The organism is Microcoleus sp. FACHB-1515, from assembly GCF_014696105.1.
Lineage (GTDB): Bacteria > Cyanobacteriota > Cyanobacteriia > Elainellales > Elainellaceae > JAAUTJ01.
Genome location: NZ_JACJPO010000012.1, coordinates 83,729 through 101,989, shown reverse-complemented (window position 1 = coordinate 101,989; position 18,261 = coordinate 83,729). Strand labels below are relative to the sequence as shown.

15 protein-coding genes and 1 pseudogene are annotated in these 18,261 nt (G+C 49.0%); 6 read left to right on the top strand and 10 right to left on the bottom strand.

What is annotated here, in order from left to right; translation table 11 throughout:
• Positions 1-313: 313 nt before the first annotated feature.
• From H6F67_RS03090 to H6F67_RS03045, 10 genes are all read right to left on the bottom strand, one after another.
• Positions 314-724 carry a PIN domain-containing protein gene (locus H6F67_RS03090; protein ID WP_190763208.1) on the bottom strand — a complete coding sequence of 137 codons (411 nt, stop codon included), beginning with the start codon at positions 722-724 and terminating at the stop codon, positions 314-316.
• Positions 721-921 (bottom strand): type II toxin-antitoxin system VapB family antitoxin, encoded by a 201-nt coding sequence (locus H6F67_RS03085; protein ID WP_190763206.1) that lies wholly within the window; start codon positions 919-921, stop codon positions 721-723. Before H6F67_RS03085 ends, H6F67_RS03090 begins: the two co-directional genes overlap by 4 nt.
• A gap of 170 nt (positions 922-1,091) precedes the next feature.
• On the bottom strand, positions 1,092-3,746 hold the full coding sequence (locus H6F67_RS03080; RefSeq protein WP_190763204.1) for a filamentous hemagglutinin N-terminal domain-containing protein: 2,655 nt from the start codon (positions 3,744-3,746) through the stop codon (positions 1,092-1,094).
• 124 nt (positions 3,747-3,870) lie between these two features.
• The gene (locus H6F67_RS03075; protein ID WP_242020463.1) at positions 3,871-5,283 is read right to left on the bottom strand and encodes an NCS2 family permease; all 1,413 of its coding nucleotides are present in this window, start codon (positions 5,281-5,283) and stop codon (positions 3,871-3,873) included.
• A gap of 28 nt (positions 5,284-5,311) precedes the next feature.
• Positions 5,312-5,824 (bottom strand): hypothetical protein, encoded by a 513-nt coding sequence (locus tag H6F67_RS03070; RefSeq protein WP_190763202.1) that lies wholly within the window; start codon positions 5,822-5,824, stop codon positions 5,312-5,314.
• Between the two features lie 184 nt (positions 5,825-6,008).
• Positions 6,009-6,761, bottom strand: coding sequence for a DUF928 domain-containing protein (locus H6F67_RS03065; protein ID WP_190763201.1), 753 nt, complete (start codon positions 6,759-6,761; stop codon positions 6,009-6,011).
• 23 nt (positions 6,762-6,784) lie between these two features.
• Positions 6,785-9,169, bottom strand: a complete 2,385-nt coding sequence (locus H6F67_RS03060) for a CHASE2 domain-containing protein (RefSeq protein WP_190763199.1) — start codon at positions 9,167-9,169, stop codon at positions 6,785-6,787.
• Positions 9,170-9,192: 23 nt separating this feature from the next.
• Positions 9,193-10,122, bottom strand: coding sequence for a DUF1822 family protein (locus tag H6F67_RS03055; RefSeq protein ID WP_190763198.1), 930 nt, complete (start codon positions 10,120-10,122; stop codon positions 9,193-9,195).
• 30 nt (positions 10,123-10,152) lie between these two features.
• Positions 10,153-10,857 carry a sigma-70 family RNA polymerase sigma factor gene (locus H6F67_RS03050; RefSeq protein WP_242020462.1) on the bottom strand — a complete coding sequence of 235 codons (705 nt, stop codon included), beginning with the start codon at positions 10,855-10,857 and terminating at the stop codon, positions 10,153-10,155.
• A gap of 405 nt (positions 10,858-11,262) precedes the next feature.
• Positions 11,263-12,021, bottom strand: coding sequence for a ribbon-helix-helix protein, CopG family (locus H6F67_RS03045; RefSeq protein WP_190763196.1), 759 nt, complete (start codon positions 12,019-12,021; stop codon positions 11,263-11,265).
• A 151-nt stretch (positions 12,022-12,172) separates the two neighbouring features.
• Between H6F67_RS03045 and H6F67_RS03040 the strand changes: the two genes are divergently transcribed.
• The 6 genes and pseudogenes from H6F67_RS03040 (at position 12,173) to H6F67_RS03010 (ending at position 18,089) form a co-directional block, all read left to right on the top strand.
• Positions 12,173-12,643: a TnsA endonuclease N-terminal domain-containing protein gene (locus tag H6F67_RS03040; protein WP_190763194.1), complete on the top strand. Its 471-nt coding sequence runs from the start codon at positions 12,173-12,175 to the stop codon at positions 12,641-12,643.
• Complete coding sequence (locus H6F67_RS03035; RefSeq protein WP_190763192.1) at positions 12,644-12,979, top strand: TnsA endonuclease C-terminal domain-containing protein; 336 nt, start codon at positions 12,644-12,646, stop codon at positions 12,977-12,979. It begins immediately after the preceding gene.
• A gap of 20 nt (positions 12,980-12,999) precedes the next feature.
• The gene (locus tag H6F67_RS03030; protein ID WP_190763190.1) at positions 13,000-13,446 is read left to right on the top strand and encodes a hypothetical protein; all 447 of its coding nucleotides are present in this window, start codon (positions 13,000-13,002) and stop codon (positions 13,444-13,446) included.
• A 203-nt stretch (positions 13,447-13,649) separates the two neighbouring features.
• Positions 13,650-15,173, top strand: a pseudogene (locus H6F67_RS27575) (TnsD family Tn7-like transposition protein).
• A 348-nt stretch (positions 15,174-15,521) separates the two neighbouring features.
• Entirely contained in the window at positions 15,522-16,268 is a 747-nt protein-coding gene (locus H6F67_RS03015) for a hypothetical protein (protein WP_190763186.1), read from the top strand.
• A gap of 138 nt (positions 16,269-16,406) precedes the next feature.
• Positions 16,407-18,089: an SBBP repeat-containing protein gene (locus H6F67_RS03010; RefSeq protein WP_190763185.1), complete on the top strand. Its 1,683-nt coding sequence runs from the start codon at positions 16,407-16,409 to the stop codon at positions 18,087-18,089.
• Positions 18,090-18,261 lie beyond the last annotated feature (172 nt).

Here is an 18,261-nt window from a genome sequence, read left to right as displayed (position 1 = left end):
GTATGTGGGTTACTTTGAATAAACTGTTCGAGCGTTTCCATTGTCTGAGAGGGTAGAGTTTGAGGCACACCCTCAGCCTACCATTTGTTCACATCCTATTTAGGCTGCCTGTAGCAGTCCTAATTGATTGGTAAACAGCGAGAATTTTGCCCTCACCCTAAATCCCTCTCCCCCAGGGAGAGGGACTTTAATCTTGCTCCCTTCTCCTCCAGGGAGAAGGGTTGGGGATGAGGGCAGACCGAGTTTACCGCTCATCCAGGATTGCTATAGCTTCGATTGAAACGATCGCTGACTGCTGATTGATTCGGATGGTTTAGCTTTCAACGATCGATAGAGAAACCGGAATGTGTGATTGAAAGTTCTGAAAATCGTTGTCTGTTGTCAAGATGCTGTAATTGCGACGGTGGGCGACGGCGCAAATCAAAAAATCAGTATTTGACCCCTGAATGCCATTGCTACGGCAGACGTTAAAAAACTCAGCGCCGAGTTCGTAGTCTTCAGTGACGATCTCTAAGTCTGGAAAGGCACGAAGATAGTCTCGTAACCTGATAAACTGTTCTGAACTCCGAATACCAGAGAGGATTTCTTGACGAATTGCGCCTAGCAAAATCACTCGATCGTCTGTGATCAAAGCTTGCAATTGAGCAACGGCAGGAGAAGAGTCAGCAAGTGTTCTTCGACGTAGAGCCAATGACCAAACAGAGGTATCAACAATGATGCTCATGCTTGGCTACGTTGCTGTTTGTAGTCATAATCTGAATCGTAGTCGATCGTGCCGAAAAGAGTTAGCACTTTAAGACGCTTGCGACGTTGAATATACTCGCGCAATGCGGTTTCAACTAAAGCATCCAAAGTCGTTTGTTCATCAAGAGCAAGAGCCTCTTGGAGTAAATCATCGCTTATGTTGAGTGATGTCGCCACGATTGCACCTCAGCAACGATTTGTAGACGTATTCTATCTTGCTGCATTCTGTAAAACAGCCGCGATCGCGCTTTCATTTCCCTCGCTTGAGTTGAAAACCAAAAGTTCTTTTACCACGATGATTGGCTCAAACGACTCGGTACGATCGCAGCATCAATCTTGTCCTCTTCTCATCGTCCGCAATGAGTTGGCAGGGTGGCGGCGACGAGCATGACTTCGCCGCGATCGTTCACCTGCCAGCCTTGCGCTTCGACAATTTCAGCGGTTGGATCAGCGGATGCGCTCCAGGATGCGGGTGGCTGCAAGTCTTCGAGAATGTCGCTGCTGGCGATCGGGTCGGTGGGGGATGGCGCAATTCCACCGCGTCCTGTTTGGTAGAACTCGCCTCGGTTGGCTTGGGCGGTGGCGGTGGGCGAGCAGCCGATCGCGATTTGGTCTGAGGCATCGACGACATCGGCAGGCAGTTCGGTTAAACCTTGAGTTGGATCGACATCGGGCGTGTTGAAGGTGATTGTGCCCTGTGTGCCGAATTGGGAACTGGCAGTGATGTCGCTTTGCGGTGTTGAGCGCCCCGATTCAAACCCAAAGATTGCTTGTGCCGTAATGTCCACGTTGCCGCCTCTTCCATCGAACGCATCGGCAGTAATGTCGCTATTTTCTGAGGGAACCGCGACGATGAAATCGCCGTTAAAGGTGATGTTGCCCCCATCGCCGCCTGCTTGAGCGATGCCTGCTGTAGAGGAAATACTGCTACCGTCACGGAGTAAGAGCAAATTCACATTTTGCAAAGTGATATCTCCACCTCGACCGGATACTGTCTCAGTCGTCAATCGCGCCCCCTGTCGCAGAATCACAGATTCAGCTTGTACCCGAATATTGCCAGCGGCTCCTTGTCCAGCATTATTTGAAGCGAACTGAGCCTCGTCGCGCAGCAAAATCGTGTCTGCTACAACATCGATATTCCCTCCATTTCCTGTTACATTCCTTCCTACATCGCTTAGAATGGCGCTGAAAAGTCCTTCACGATCAAACCCAGCGAAGGAGAGAGTGTCAGCAACTCTCAAACTTATATTGCCTGCATTTCCTTGCCCATAAGAGGTACCAGAGATATAAGCACCGTCATTCAAAGCAATAGAGTTAGCTGAAATTGTGATATTACCCCCATTGCCTCTTGTATCGCCTCTTGGCCCTCGTAATACTGCACTTGTTATAAAGCCGCCATCCGTCAAAATTATAGAACCTGCTCTAATTGTGATACTTCCTCCATCACCAATTGCCCTTGATGAAATGATAGAACTTTGAATTGAACTACTGATTTCATTTCGCTCACTAAATCCAGACAAAGAGAGAGTATCATTAACTTCGAGCGTGATATTACCAGAAGTACCACTTCCAATAACAGCAGTTACGATTCCTGCACCATCGTTTAAAGCAATAGAGTTAGCTGAAATTTCGATGTTACCTCCAGCGCCTATTCCATCTTCTGTTACTTGACTTCCTATGACACTGCTACCAGCAAATCCATCAGGTTTTCTTCCAGCCAGAGAGAGCGTACCATTAACCGAGAGCCGCACATCTCCTGCGTTCCCTGTTCCGTAGATGACCGCACCGATTTCCGCTCCGTCATCAAGTCTGATAGAGTCGGCTGACACAATCACGTCTCCAGTATCACCGACTCCCTGTGGCCAGATTATATTCCCAATAAACGTATAGCCATCATTCCCGCCAAATCCAGCCAGAGAAAGAGTATCAGCAATCTCTAACCTCGTGTCTCCCGTATTTCCCCGACCGTAAGTATAGCTGCCTAATTGGGAACCATCATCCAGTTCAGCAGAGCGAGCGACAATCCTGATACCACCTGCATTTCCGACACCTCCAGGCTCTACCAGGTTAAATACATTACTTCCTTCTGCAATTCTGACAGTTTCCGCAGCATTGAATGTAATCTCTCCTGCTTGAGCAACCGCAGAACTTGAAGTGTCAGCAATTCCTGCTGTGAGATTACTACTGCCTAAAATGTTGATGTTTCGGGCGGTAATCGCAATATTGCCGCCGCCGCTTGCGGTGACATCAATCAGCGCCGAATCCGCGATCGCCACATCCGCCCTCGTCAACCCATCCGGTACACTCAACCGCCATTCCTGCCCCTGCTGCCTCAGTCCCACCTCGCCTGGAGATGCCACCCCTGCCAATTCCACCCGTCCTCCGGGTGCGAGTAACTGCCCACCTTCCACATTGACCGCCCCACCAAGCAACGTTAAAGTTTGACCATCGGGAACCTGTAAAGTGGCTCCTTGAGAGATAATCGGCTGCGGATTAAGCTGGTTAAACAGTAGAGCGTTGGGATTGACGTTGAGCAGTGGCGTGGGCGCAGTGGGATTGGTGGCGCTAAACAGATCACCGTTGGGAAAAGCGATCGCATCTGCGGTTGATGAGACAAATGCACCGCCCACCTCTAACCGTGCATTCGCCCCAAAAATGATGCCGTTGGGATTGAGCAGAAATAGATTGGCACTGCCGTTCGATCGCAGCAATCCATCAATATTCGAGACAGAATTGCCCGTCACTCTGGTCAGAATGTTTTCAATTTGCGGCGCGTTATTGAATGAGGCTGAGCCATTTGTAGGAACCGAAAATTCGCGGAAGCTGTGAAACAAATTGCTGCCTCGCGTCGTGCCGCCCTCGATCGTGCAGTTCGTGCAGCCCGCTTCGACCCTGGAGTTCTCCGGCAGCGTATTGTCTGGAACAATCTGCGCTTTGGCAGTGAGAGCAGCTAAGTTGAGGAACAGGCTGACTAAAATCCAGACGGTAGAAGCTGTTTTCATACGAGGGGGCAATTCGTTACTAGAGATTTTGGATGTCCCTAATCTACTTGTCAAGGTAATGACTCAAAAAATAATCAGGATTTTCAGAAGATTGTTTTCATCCTTTTAATTGTGAATGCGATCGCTAAGCCTGCATCGTGATCAGCGTGAAGTAAGCCACAGAAATTGCTGCTAGAACAAGGCTCGATCGCAGCCCTTTTTGATTTCTTTGAGCCACTTTCACGATCGCATGAGCCACAAAACCTGCTGCCATTCCATCCGCCACCGAAAACGTCAGCGGCATAATCAAAATGACAAGAAATGCTGGAATTGCTTCTGCTAAATCATCCCAATTAATGAAGCGAACACAACTCATCATCAAGACGCCAATCATAATTAAAACGGGAGCAGTGGCAAAGGCAGGAATCGCAGCAAATAAGGGAGAAAACAAAGCGGAAAGCAGAAATAGAATTGCGACTGCGATCGCCACAAATCCGCTGCGTCCCCCTTCAAACATCCCAGAAGCCGATTCGAGATAGGGAATCACCGGAGCGCTGCCCACCAATGCGCCAAACACTGTACCGATCGCGTTCGAGAGTAAGGCTTGTTTCGATCGATGTAGCTCACCATCCGGCTTTACTCGATCGACTTGACCTGCCAACACGTTCAAAGAACTAATCGTGTCTGACAGGGAAACAAACAGCAAAATGAAGACAACTGCCACAAAGTTTCCCAGTTGTGACCAGGTGAGATATTGCACTCCTGCGATCGCCTGCCCCACTAAATCGATCGGAAATTGTGGCAGCGTCAGAATCCCTTGCGGTAAGGGTGCAACGCCACAGAGCCAACCCAAAATTGCAGTGCCAAAAATTCCAAACAGCAGCGCACCTTTGACCCGTCGAACCATTAGGAAACCAGTCAGCAAAATGCCAAAAACGGCCATCAAAGTCGCAGGCTGCTCTAAAGCGCCCAAGGCAGTCGTTGTGGCCGTATTGCTGACAATAATGCCTGCTCCTAAATGGGGAGGAGCCGCTTTTCCCGACAGCGCGATGTAAGACAAAAATAATCCTAAGCCGACTACCATTGCTTGTTTTAGTGAGTTCGGAATGGCATCGTTTAATTGCCGACGCAAAGGGCTGACTGACAGTGCAGTAAAAAGGATGCCTTCAACCAGAGCAGCGGTAAACGCCAAGCGCCAGTTCATACCCATGCCCAGCACGATCGAAAAGGCAAATAGAGCGGTTGTTCCAGTTCCAGTTCCCAGCGCAAACGGATAGTTTGCGAACAGTCCAATCAAGATGCTGGAAACCGCAGCACAAAGCGCGATCGCCACCAAAATCTGCTCAAACAAATCACCGGGTTGCTGTAGAAAAACTGCATTTCCCAAGATATGAGCATTGACGATCAAAATCGGAGCCGCTGTCATAAATGTAGTCAGGCTAGCTAGCAATTCAGTTCGGTAGTTCGTTCCCAACTTCTCAAACTGAAAGAAACGCTTGATGCTCTCTGTCCATGCGATCGACATCGGAAAAATTAGAGCAAGTTTTGGCTTATTCATGGGGTAATAATGGGGTTGTTTTGTTTACTTAGGAAATTCCAAATTGCTGTCTGACTTGTGAAATGGTGAAGTTCCGATTAGCGCTAAAGTCGAATCGATTCAAATCTCTAACTTGGAGCGATCGACCGTAAGCCAATCCCGCATCAAAGCAGTGAAAATCTGACCAGGAAAAACGATATTTTTTCGGGTACAGCGTTGATGAAATTAGCTTAAACAAAAGTTGGTGCAGCCAATGAGTTCGAGTATCGCTGCCCATCGTGAAGCCTTTCACAAAAGCTTCATCGGCTAGAGAATGTCCCCGGTTGAGAATGGCGTGAAGGCAATCATGCCCATACAGGTTAATCTTGCCGGGAAATGCGATCGCGCTACTAGAATCTTCAAATAGCCAGACGATGAACGGAATATTAGATTGAGGATCGATCGCTAACTGCTGCACGGCATCATCAAGAGTGCAGCGATTTGGATCAAGATAGAAATCAGGCTCTAGATGATCAATGGGTACTTGCTGAAGTTGAAAAGTTGGGTTTAATTGAATAGTCATGTCGAAATCTCTTCACGCTGAATGCGCTTCCGAGGTAGTTCAAAGAAGCAAGAGCGAAATTCTGCAACGATAGTTTTATTGAAATATTTCTTCACACGCCGAATTTCAGCGATTAGCAATGGCAACAAAAAGCCTCGAAATGCTTGAACAAATCGAGGCAATTCGTAATTGGGGAAGTTAGCGTTTATCGTCCCGAAGATGCGGCTGGTAGCGGAATAATTGAACCGACGATCGCCTCTTGTGCTAAATCTTCAGCGTCGATCGTTTGCAGGAGCGATCGCCACTTTTCCCGCAGTTGGGCATCTTGTGGTGATGCCTGTAGCTGACCTGCAACTTGTGCCAAAGCGTCATACCAAATATCCGGCGTCGCATCGCGAATTTGGCGTTCTCGATCGGGTGTGAGTGCGACGCGCTCAACCATGCCATTCACGGTTAAGTCCGGCTGTGTGCCTGTGCCATCTTGACAGTAAAGCTGAAAATACCAGCGGTAAGAATTTCCTTCTTGCAGTTCAGTTTGAGGCGGCAGGGAGATACTAACAATTCCGGGCGTTTGAGGTAGCGTAAAGCGAATTTGATGGAGACGTTGTTCTTCTCCCGGCCAAGCCAGAAGGGTGAATTCACCAAACTGAACTTGATCGGCGGCAAAGGGAATATAAAACAGAAATGTCGGGGAATTGGTGGTGGTTAAAACTGGATTGGTGACGGGAATCAGCGCTTGCATCGATCGATTCAGCGGATTGCACGATGAATCTTGAGGGCTAAGTCCGCCGCCTGGTCGCGTATCGTTTGGGGGTGGACTGGGTGGTGGATTTGGAGGACGCTGACTGATGGTGACGGCATCGCTCACCGTTTGAGCCGACACCGCCTGTAAGCTGCACCCGATCGCCAGCGCGACTAATATCATCGAACATTTGCCGATCAAATTAAAATTCCTCATGATCGTCCATTCAGTTCGTACAGTTACTTTAACTTGCGCTGCAATTCTAGATTAGAAATCACACCGATCGCACTCAAAAATATGGCAAACAAAGCGGGAATGAACGGTAGCCAAATCCCCCCAGTTAAACTAATTAAACTAATTTGATGAAGCATGATCGACAAAATTGCGATCGCCACACCCAGCCACAGCAAATTCGATCGCAGCCGTTTCACCAGCATACTTGTCACTAAAGAAACCGCTAAAATCAACGTTGCATCGCCCCACTGAAGGTTACGCCATTGGGGAAGGCTGCGAATTTGCGATCGCTGATCTTGCACAGCACTAAGGATCTGGCTGACTGCATGGGCATGAACCCAAACGCCTGCCATTTCACCATAAGGCGTATCAAAGCTATCTCTGGCAACCGGAGCCGTGTAGCCAATCAGGACGATGCGATCGCGCACCATCTCAGTCGTCGCCTCTCCATCAAGTACCTGCTGAAGCGACACTTGCTGTCCGGGCGGAGCGGCACGATAGTTGAGCATAATTTGATTGCTGCCATCGAGTGATTGATAGCCGACAAAGCGATCGGGCAACGGGCGAAAGGCGATCGCGCCAAACTGCCACTGCTGCCACTCATTGACGTGAAGCGGCTGCACGTTGGCATGGCGTAAGTAGCGGTAGGCAAGCTGAAAGCTGAGGCTGTAGGGCGTTGTACAGGTCGATCGCAATGGCGCAAGGTTCGGATCATAAGACAAGATCTGCCGACGAACCATGCTTCCTTCCGGCTGTGCGGTTGCCGTTTGGATGTCGCTGCGCGATGCAGGTCGCCACACACTAAAGCGATCGATCGCCAGATTGCTAAATCCAACCTGTTCAATCTGCTGGTCTGAGGAAAACTCAGGCGGAGCCGCATAGTTTCGATCGTCCGAATTAAAAGCACAAACGGTTATCAGTTTAGAATTCTGCTGAAACTGCGCGATCAGGTCTGGTCGGCCTGCACCTCTGGGCTGAAAGCGGTGCATATCCAGCCCGATCGCCACAGGCTCAAGCGATTGTAGAGCGGCGATCGCTTTGACCAGCGTTGCATCCGTCAGCGGATAGCCGCCCTGCTGATTCACATCGGCCTGCGTCACTTCCACGACGAGAATGCGCGGATCGATCGCCTCAGCCGGACGCAACCGCATCAGATGATCGTAGGCGGCTAGCTCAATCGGTTGTAGCAGTCCGATCGATCGAATTGCCAAAACTGCGAACGTGACAAGCAGGCTAATCCAGAGAGTCGATCGCCAACGCGGTTTCATGCGAGGCAGTGAGGGCGATATAGGCGTTGCAGGTAGATCAAAATTGCCGCACAAACTGCGCCAGTCGGGAGGCGTGACGAGCAGATTTTGGAAGATGATTGGCAACCAACTGGCACAGGGAAACTGATGCTCCAATCCCTGCAAGCGTTCTCTCGCCTGTCGTTCTGCTAAATAGAGCGATTCGCCAGCGGCAAACGCCGCGAGGAAATATTGCAAGAATACAGCGGCCACCTGATCCGCGATCGGCTCTCGCATCACAATCAGTTGCGGAATCCGAAGCTGATGCAGTTCTTGTGCTAAACCCAAGCCATCACAAGAGTTGAAAATTGCTAACTGCAAGCCGCGATCGATCGCTTGCCGCAACCCATACTTTAATTCTGTCAACGTAAAACTATCGGTTTCATTAATATAAATTCGTCCGCTCTCGCCTTCCGTTCGACTGTGTCCAGCAAAGAACAAAATATCCCACGATTCATTCCACAATCGATCGCTCAACTGCTGGCGATCGGGTTCAACTAAAAATTCAATTTCGGCCTGGGGAAGTTGTTCTAAAAGCTGGCGATCGCGCTCCAAGCTGATACCTTGACTGTTTCCTAAAATTGCCAGAACTTTAACTGTTGCTTTTGCAGAAATTAATTTTTGGCTGTGAATCGCTTCGTATTCGGGTGCGCTTAGGGCAACTTCAGCTTTCGGGTAGCGCTCGAAAAAATCCCATTCATGCCAGGGCAGCTTTTGCAAACTGAGATCGTTTGTGCGAATTAAAAATCGAATGGTGTCATCTCGATTCAGTTCTTCCCGGAGGCGGCGATCGATTGACTGAAACGACTGGGAATTGAGCCAATCACGGAAGCGATTGCGCAGCACTTGAGCCGATTCTTGACAGTCTAAGATGCGGCGATTCAGCGACCCTTTGTGAATAATTTTCTCGGCTTTGATGCGGAGCGGCATTCCCAGCGATCGATAGGTCTGCTGCCAGTGACGATGTTGCGTTGCCACTTCGGGAGCCGCAGGAAGATAGCCTTTCACCTTCAAGATTCGGGGTTCCGCGCGAATTTCCAGCGTGGCTCGAAAGCCCACCGTTTCAAAATCTCCTTCTAATTCCAGAATCACGAGTTTATCCACTGACCATCCGCCCTTGTGACTTGCTAGATCTCAAATGCTTCGATGATAGTATCCTCCTGCAAGCTAATCTTGACACTAAATTGTTCTCCAGGTTCTCCCGCAAATTGAAATTCAAGCCCTTCGCTGTTGCTATTTTCGGCTTGCAAAATTGTTTTTCCGGCTTCATCAATCAGCGAAAGGTGTAGCGATCGAGGCAAATACGCTTCTGCTCCAGTCGGATATAACTCGATCCGAATTTGATACTCAGAAGTCGTTCTTGGCGCAATTTCGATTAAAAATAACGCCTGAATTTTTGGAGTTCCTAGCGTTAAAAGCTTCCCCTGTTTCATGCCTGATGTCGCCTGTGATGCTTCAACGATCGGAGTCCGAAAGCTGAAAGCAAGCTGTTCTTGACCGTTCAAGAGCGCTTCCAGCGTCTGCCAGCCTGCGGCAATTTGATTTTGCAGCCAGTCACTCAATCTGGTGATAGGAGCAATCACATTTAGGCTACTCAAATAGCTAGGAAACTGATCGATCGGCTGCAATTTTTCAATCGGCAGTTCTTCTGTTTCCACACTGCTGACAAATCCTAATAGCGCCGCTTCGGTCAAATCAGCGTTAAGCTGCACAGCAATGTAGGCAATGCGATCGCTCCATACCTGAGCCGGAATTACACAAACTTTTGCATCTGGAAGCACAACTCGACACTCCAATCGACCCAAATCATTCACCCACAAATCTGCGCTATCGACTAAAACCTGCAAAGTTGGATTCCAGCTTTGACTTTGCTCAAAATCCGTCTTCATGCCCAAACAGGTCAAATAAAAGTTCACCGCCAAGACGCTCAGCGTATTCAAATAAACTTGTCTCGCCTTTTGAGAATTTGAGTGTTGCTGATAGAATTTCTCCGCAGTTTGGTGATTGGCTGCGGTGAGCGGAACGGTGAACGGGAACATACTAGATAGGGAGTTCATGGCTGAGTAAAATAATTTCATAAGGCGGTATCAGGACGATAGGTACTCCTTGAATTTAGGAGCAAACTTGGTGAGGCAGCGCTGATAAAAAGAGCTAAGCGTGACCACTTTCACGTCAAGGTCTGCGGAGATTTCCTTCCACGAATACCCGCCCAAAAACTGCAAAGCAATGTACTGAAAGTTTGCGGCTGGCTTTTGCTCGATGTGGGTAGACTGAAACACTTTGTCGGGGTCTTCTTGGATGCACTGAATCACTTCTTCGGACAAAGAAATACTCGCTTGCGATCGCATCTCAACCGGATTTTGCTTTTCCAATACCTCCAAGGTCATGCGCCTGATTTGCGATCGCTCCACTCCTTTCGGCGCAGCAGGCATCAGGTCGCGACTCGCCTCGATAAAAAATCGCCGCTTCATCAAAAAGTTCGCCCACTGCAACACCTCAAACTCTGAATTGTACTGGTCAATCTTTTCGCAGATGTGCAAAAACAAGCGCTGCTGAGCTTCGGCATAAATCTCTTCATACCAACCTGGAAACTGCCCTTGATAGGGGCGAACCAGCTTTTTAGAGCGATGAATAATGCTGATCAGTTGAGCGATCGATCGCTGTCTTTGCAGAGTATTGGGCGGATGCTGCTGAGCCTCCACTGCAAGCTGCTTGAGTTGTTCATCCAAGTTCATAGTGAGGTCAAGCGGAGTCAAAAACCCGACTGCAATGCTATAAAGGCTATTCGTCATTCACAGCGTTAGATTCTGCCAAGCCTGCAAAACTTTACAAATCTTCACACTCAGTCGCAGGTGACTCTTTGCGATCGCCCTGCTTCGACTCCCGAAAGCTTGCGATCGAATCAAATGAATGAGCATTAAGTGAACAGCCTACAACAAGGCAGTTTTAGTCGATCGCAGATCTCCCTATCATAAAGCGAATTTCGCTTGCGCTCGCTTTCCATCCGCTAGTATTCTGAGGATAGTTTGATAGAGATAAGTGCAATTATCCCTACCTAAAATTGACGAAAAAGAGCGATCGCCGATGCATTTCATCTAAGCTTCTATCAAAGCAGGGTGGAGTTGCATCAATTCACTAATGATCTATCGATCTCTCTAGCTTATAGATGCACAAGGTAGAATTTCATTTTATTAAATTCACGATTCTAAGTCAAAAAAGGGAGTGAGATCGATGTCATCGCGATCTCTAAAGTGACCTCTAAATTGACTGGTATAAATCACGCTACAGGTTGAATCATCTCTTTTCTGCTGCTCTACATGCTGTAGATGATCTAAACTTCTTGAATCAACTGCCTTCGTACAAGAATCGATTAAGCTTTGACAAATTTGCAAAAACAGTGTTTCCTCGTACACCTCAGCCGACACTAAGTAGGCAAAAGGTGCCACTTTAGGCAAAGATTCAATAACCTCTCTTAGGTCAGTTTCATTAACCAATTCATTTTGAAACTGATCCTTGATATTTTGGCTAAACCGAATGTGAAGCTTGCTCGGTTTGTAGCGGTCATATTTGCTTGTGTAGTCGTAGACATCATCAAGATTCAACTTTTCGTCGTTGTAGACAACGCCATAAACCCCAGGCCGATTCGGAAGCAGTTGCCAATCGCTGAGGTGAATGGTTTTCCAGTTCAGCGGAAACTCAGCCTTGTATTCTTCTTGGCTCGCTTGACTTAGATTCTCTGAAGGAACAACTTGAACATCATCAGAAGTTTGAGGGGTAGCCAAAGGAATCAGCCCACGAGCAATTTGCTCGACGAACTCCGATCGCGAGAGTCCCTGCTGCTCAGCCATCTCATCTAACCTCTGTTGTGCAGTAGGAGTGAGTGCCAAGCTGATTTGTCTCTTCACTTCATCATGCAGATGTCCAACGCCTTTGACTCGCTTTCTTCCTTTTGTCATAATTTCTTGACTTTCCCAACGCGTTCTCGCTTTAGAAGCTGTATTTATTTCTTAATTAGAAAGAGTATTTTTATCGTTGAGAAAGCAATTCAGCCAGTGCCGACTCGCTCACTGCAACTGAGGTAAACAAGAAACAAAGGAGATTGGTCAAATGGCTAGACGCAATAAGAAAACGACTCCCGAAAAAATCCGCAAATGGATTGCTGAGGGACGGGGGCAAGGTAGAGGCGCTGATTACAAACCCTGGCTCACTGGACAGGATGTGTCTGTGGACAGTTTTTCTGTGCGGATCAAAATCCTGGAGCCTAGCGGAAGACGCTATGAAGCGTTGAGTTTGCTGGAGGCAGACTATTTCAAAATCCTGAGTTGGTTACCCAATGTAGTGGAACTCAGGGAGCAATACCCACTTCTTCCCTTGGAAACAACACAAGAAATCGCAAGAAAACTTGGTGTTGAACATCCTAGCTTTGAAGGTGAACCGATCGTCATGACAACTGACGCTTTAATTTCCCTTCAAGGCAGTATTGGCATTTTTGATGTTGCTAGGGCAGTCAAACCTTCAAAGAAGTTAGGTGACCCACGTGTCATTGAGAAACTTGAAATTGAACGCCACTACTGGTAAATGAGAGAAACCAATTGGCGTGTTTTGACAGAACTCGATCTTCCAGAAGTATTCAAAAAGAACGTTTTATGGATTTATCATCGCTTTCACGCTGATGAAGTTGGCTTATCAGAACGCGAGATCAATCGAGTTGCTACTTTGATGACTAAATGGGTCGTTGAAAGAGATGCGCCTTTAGCAGAAATTGCTGCTGATTGCGACGATCAACTTGGTGTATTGCCTGGAAATAGTTTGTCGGTGGCACGATATTTAATTGCCCAACGCAAATGGTTGGTTGATATGAATCAGCCGATCGAACCAGGCAAAAGATTAATTCTTCTATACTCGCACTTGTAAATTAGTGGCAGCAGCAGACGATGTCTTTAGAGCGCAATCGTTTATTTGAATGGCTTCATAGTTCTGAAGGGGAAGCTGCGGTTCATCGCGTATTGCAGGTGGACTCCAATTATGTCGTCATTATCGATGTCAATCATCCTTGCGCTCAACCAAATTGGCATAAACGAGCGGAGCTAGAATCGATCGTTGAAAATGGCAGTATCAAATTTTTGGCAGAAGACCCGTTCGAGGCAGCTCTCCCATACCTTGAAGATCTCTCTGAAGCCCAGCGCGAGCATCTAGAGTCGGCGTGGAAGGTTGTTTATTCAATTCATGCAAGTGGTGAATTGGCTTTTATTCCCCAAGAACGTAGCAGGCTGATTCAACAGGCAAGTAAGAAGACAGGTCGATCGGAAAAAGCAATCCGTAAGAACCTAAGGCGATCGATCAGGGTGTCAAGCAGAAGCTTACTGCCTACCAAGCTCTAAAGAAAGCTGGATATATTGTCGATTCAGCGGAATTTGATGTGGTTTAAGGCTGCCTGAAAGAAATCAGCGACTTAATTGAGCTTTTTTCTAGTTTATGCGGATGTAACTAACACATTGGTATGAACGGCGCGATAATAAACTGTTTTTCTGACCCCTACCCAGATGAGTTGTTTTACAGTATTTGCGCTCGATTTCAACAGTGAATGCAGTACCCCAGTCAGAAATCCGCGATGAAGAAGCTGTTGGGGAAAAATGTTTTTCTAGAAAACAGCACTGCTCATGGTAGAAGCAGACAGACTCGGTACAAACTCGCCTCGATCGAACAAGCAGTTCAGGCCGTTTCTCTACGAATGCTAAGTTCCTCAAATTCAGTACACCAGATTCTGCTGAAAATTGCTCAAGATGCGGCTTGGCTTTTGGCTCAAGAGAACTTTCTACCAGGGCTAGAATCAACTCGCGATCGTTACTTTAAATTGCTGATCGATCGAGGGTTGGCAAGCTACGCTGAACAAGTTCGCGTTAACCCGCTGATTGAGGCGTTCAAAGATTACTACTCCCCTGAATTACTCAAGTTGCTTCAGGGCGAGATACGAGAACAAAATAACAGCAATTGGCTACTGCGCTTGATGCGACCACCCAAGCACTCGCAGCATCCCCTTTACCATTTACTCCTGATTCAATTTCTGAGTTATTCTGCTAGAGAATTCTTTCAGCTTTCGGGTGAGTTAAAACCGTTTGGAGATGGTTCTTGGCCTTGTCTCAATCCCGTTTGTATTCATTTTCGACAGCCTCAGATTCAAGAGTACACATTGAAGCGCGATCGATCGCACGGAAGAATGACAGCAACCTTCTGCTGCGAGTGCGGCTTCACCTATGCTCGCTTGGGACCTGATCAGTCACCTGATGATCGATTTAGAGTTGGCAAAGTTACTGCGTGGGGACAAGTTTGGGAAGATTTTCTCAAACAGCTTTGGGAAGATTCTACGGTTTCGTTGGAACAGATCGCCAACCGCTTGAGTGTCGATCGCCAAACGGTTAAGCGCCAAGCTGCTCGGTTGGGGCTGACTTTTCCCCGCCCTAGCCCGACTTGGAAACAGACACAGATCGGTGAAACGACACCGCCAAAAACCGATGAAGTCAATTCAGTCCAGGTAGAAGCGTATCGTGAGGAGTGGCTGGAGATCCTACGGCAAAATCCGGATGCCGGGAGAGCGCAGTTATCGAGTCAGCACTCAAGGGTACATAGTTGGTTGTGAAGTTATGACTATAATTGGCTACGCGAACATTTACCCCCTCCTCGATCCAAACCGCCCGCTCAGGGTCAGGTCGATTGGTTTCAAAGGGATACAGAAGTTGCAAGGGCGCTCAAAGCCGCTGCTCAATCACTTAAAAGTCAACCTGGAAGGCCAGAGCGAGTGACAAAAGCAGCGATCGCCAGTCGCTGCGGCCACTCAGCGTTGGTGCGAAAACAGCTTGCCAAGCTACCGATCACTGCCCAAACTTTGACTGAGGTGGTAGAGACAAGTGAGGATTTTGCGGTGCGTCGAGTTCACTGGGCTGCCGAGTGTTTCCTGGAAGCAGGAATTCAGCCGAAACACTGGCAAATTGTCAAGCAGGCAAATCTCAAAGCCTATATTGCAGCGATGCCGAAAGTCGAAGCAGCGATCGCGACGGTTTTAGATTCGTTCCTGCATGGAGGGGAAGATCGAAGCTGCATTACTGAGTAATTTTACCTGTGTGACAGATGCGATAACTATTGTTTCTCCCTCTGCTACCGCAAGAATGACTGCTGCTTCCAAGTGCGATAACTAATGAGAAAAACCTGTAATTTGAGGTACGCAGTTCTGAGGCTTCTAGCGACTTTCAGGTGCGATAACTATTCCTCGAATATATCAGGACACCCAGAATCAAGCAGATTTGTCCCCCATTGCGGCAACGGCGAAGCATGGCAAATGGGTGGATGATGAGTATGAGCGAGCAAGATGTGCAAGTCTCTACCCCCAAGAAACAGTGGTGGATTTACCGGAGTTCAGGGCATCCTAGAGGTAGGTATTAGAACTGTTTTTCTTACTGCGATGTCAACCTCTATCATCCTGCTCAAACCCCAGTTGGCTCAGGCTCCGACTCAGCCGAATCCGGGTCAACCTTGGATGATTGCGTCCGGCGGGCTGCTGCTTTTGCTGGCGGGTTTGGCGGCGTTCACCAAAGTCAAAACTGACCAGCTTCAAAAGCAAAAGCGCTTTGAAGAATACAAGAATCGAGAACTGCAAAAGAAGCTGAAGCTGGCTTTGCAAACGATCTCCAAGATGGAGAAAAACCCGGATTTGATTCACTCGCGCGAGTTCAACCTCGACTATCTGCGAATGCGGATGGAAGAAGACCAGTTTCACTTTGCGATCGTTAACCAAATCAAAATCAAAGTCAAAGAAAAAATCTCAGTTGCTCTGCGTCCGAACCAAGCCAATCAGGGCACGCTGGGCATTGCCAGCACGGGTCGTCAGGTCGATGAAATCTTTGACATTGAATACAATCTCAACGACACGCCCAACAGCGCCAAGCGCGTGCTGTTTCGCATTCAAATCAAGCTGATGAAGCTGCCGACGCAGCCGACCTCTGTGACGATTAATCAGATTATCGACTGTATGCAAACCTTTATGAGTCCGTCGGCTGACCACGATAGCTGGCAGCCGACGATTCAAGGCCGCATTGCCTCGATGCACTGGGATCAAAAAGCCAAGCCGACGCCGCTTTTGGTGCTGGAGCAGTCAAACGAAGGCGTCAACGTCACCTTCCGCACCACCCGCATGACTGGCAATAACTAGGACGGGTGATAACGCGATCGCCCTCTGTATGATCCCGGAGCGCCCTGCATAAACTTTTGGTGAATTCGCGATCTTACGCTGGCGATCGCAAATTTCTACAGACGATAGTTGTAACCGTAGCTACGAAGAGGAATAGGCATGGTAGCCGATCGCGCTCGAAATACGCTCAGACAAGCTCGTTTCCTGACAGCAGGCGACTCGGTGCGAGATTTTGTCGGCAGGCGCGATCGCGATGACCTCTACCGGATTCGACTGGGTAGCCGCAGTCAGGTGGCGCTCCGGCTTGGCAACGTGCAGCGCGGCGCAAAAGTGCGCGTCGAAATTTTTTCGGCCAAAGGCGCGATCGGCAGAATTGGCCGCATCAACTTTAGTGACTTGACGCGCCGACAAGTTCGGCAAAACCTGACGCGGCTTGGCTCCAGTTCTGGCGCGATCGATCGCACCCTAGAAGCAGGCCAATACTACCTCCGCATTTCTCCGCAGCGAGGGGAGAGCCGCTATCGCCTCTCGGTCAATGCCACGCCGATTTCGCCTAGCCCTAGCCCTACGCCTGCTCCCGCACCCACACCCGTCAATTTTTCGCTTGGCTGGCTGCGGCAGGTTGGCACGGGCGGCAATGATTACGCTTACGGCATTGCGATCGACTCCAGCGGTAACAACATCTACGTTTCTGGCACAACGTCACAGGTCTCGGATGCGGCGAGAACCGACAGCTTTGTGGCGCAATACGATTCGAGCGGCAATGTGGTGGGAGCTAGCCTGCGTCGATTTGGGTCGACTGATGACGATGCGGCGTTTGGGGTCGCGATCGATGCGGCGGGCAACTATACAGCGGTGGGCATCACCAATCTGTTTATCGATCGCAGCAACGCGCTCAACAGTCGGCTCGATGGCAGCTTGATCCAATTTGACAGCAGCGGCAGCCAGAACTGGCAGGCACTTGTTGAATCGACCATCAGCATTCCATTCCTTGGCAATCGTCCGGCGGGTGATGCCGTTTCCAGCGTAGCGATCGATGCCGCAGGCAACCTTTACGTCGCTGGATTCACGGGCGAATCGCTTTCGGATTTGGCGCAGGCATTTGTCGCCAAATACAAGCCAAATGGCGATCGCGAATGGCTCACCAAGTACGGCACAAATGGAGCAGACGCGGCATCAGGAGTCGCGCTGGACGCCGCAGGCAACATCTACATCACCGGAGTGAGAAACGCCAGACTCAATATCAATAGTGCGGGCAATCTGGACGGGCTATTTACAGAAGGAGATGCCTTTGTTGCCAAATTCAACAGTAGCGGTGCGCTTCAGTGGGACGAAACGCTAGGAACCCCTGACCAATCGCAGATCCAAGATTATGCACGTGGAATTGCCGTTACTGCTGACGGCACGATCTACATCGCCGGACAAACCGACGGTACGCTAGCCGGACAAACGAGCGCAGGCGATCGCGACGCCTTCATCGCTCGATACAGCACAGATGGCACACTCGGCTGGGTAAAGCAGTTTGGCACAAGCAGCTTAGACGAAGCGCAGGGCATCGCGATCGCTCCAGACGGCAGCGTTTACCTGAGCGGCGAAACCAACGCCGCGCTGTTCGGTCAAACTTATGCAGGCGGGGCAGATTCGTTTTTTGCTCAGTTTGCATCGAATGGCGATCAACTCAGCGTTCGGCAGTTTGGCACAAACCGCAACGATGAATCGTACAATCTCCGATTTGATGATGCAGGCAATCTTTATGTAATTGGACAAACTGAAGGCGAATTTGCTGGACAAACCAGCGCAGGCCAATACGATGTTTTCATTGCCAAGTACACGCCTCAATAGCCGTTTTTACCGTTCGGAGTTAAACAGAACGGCAACTGGAACGCTGGAACGCTGTTGGCGCAGGAATTGCAGGTGTCTGTCCGCACCGGAGCGCGATCGAAATGGTGGCGCTGCTGTGTCAGCTTTGCGACTGCTCGATCGAAAAACGCAATCAGGCGATGCAAGAATTACT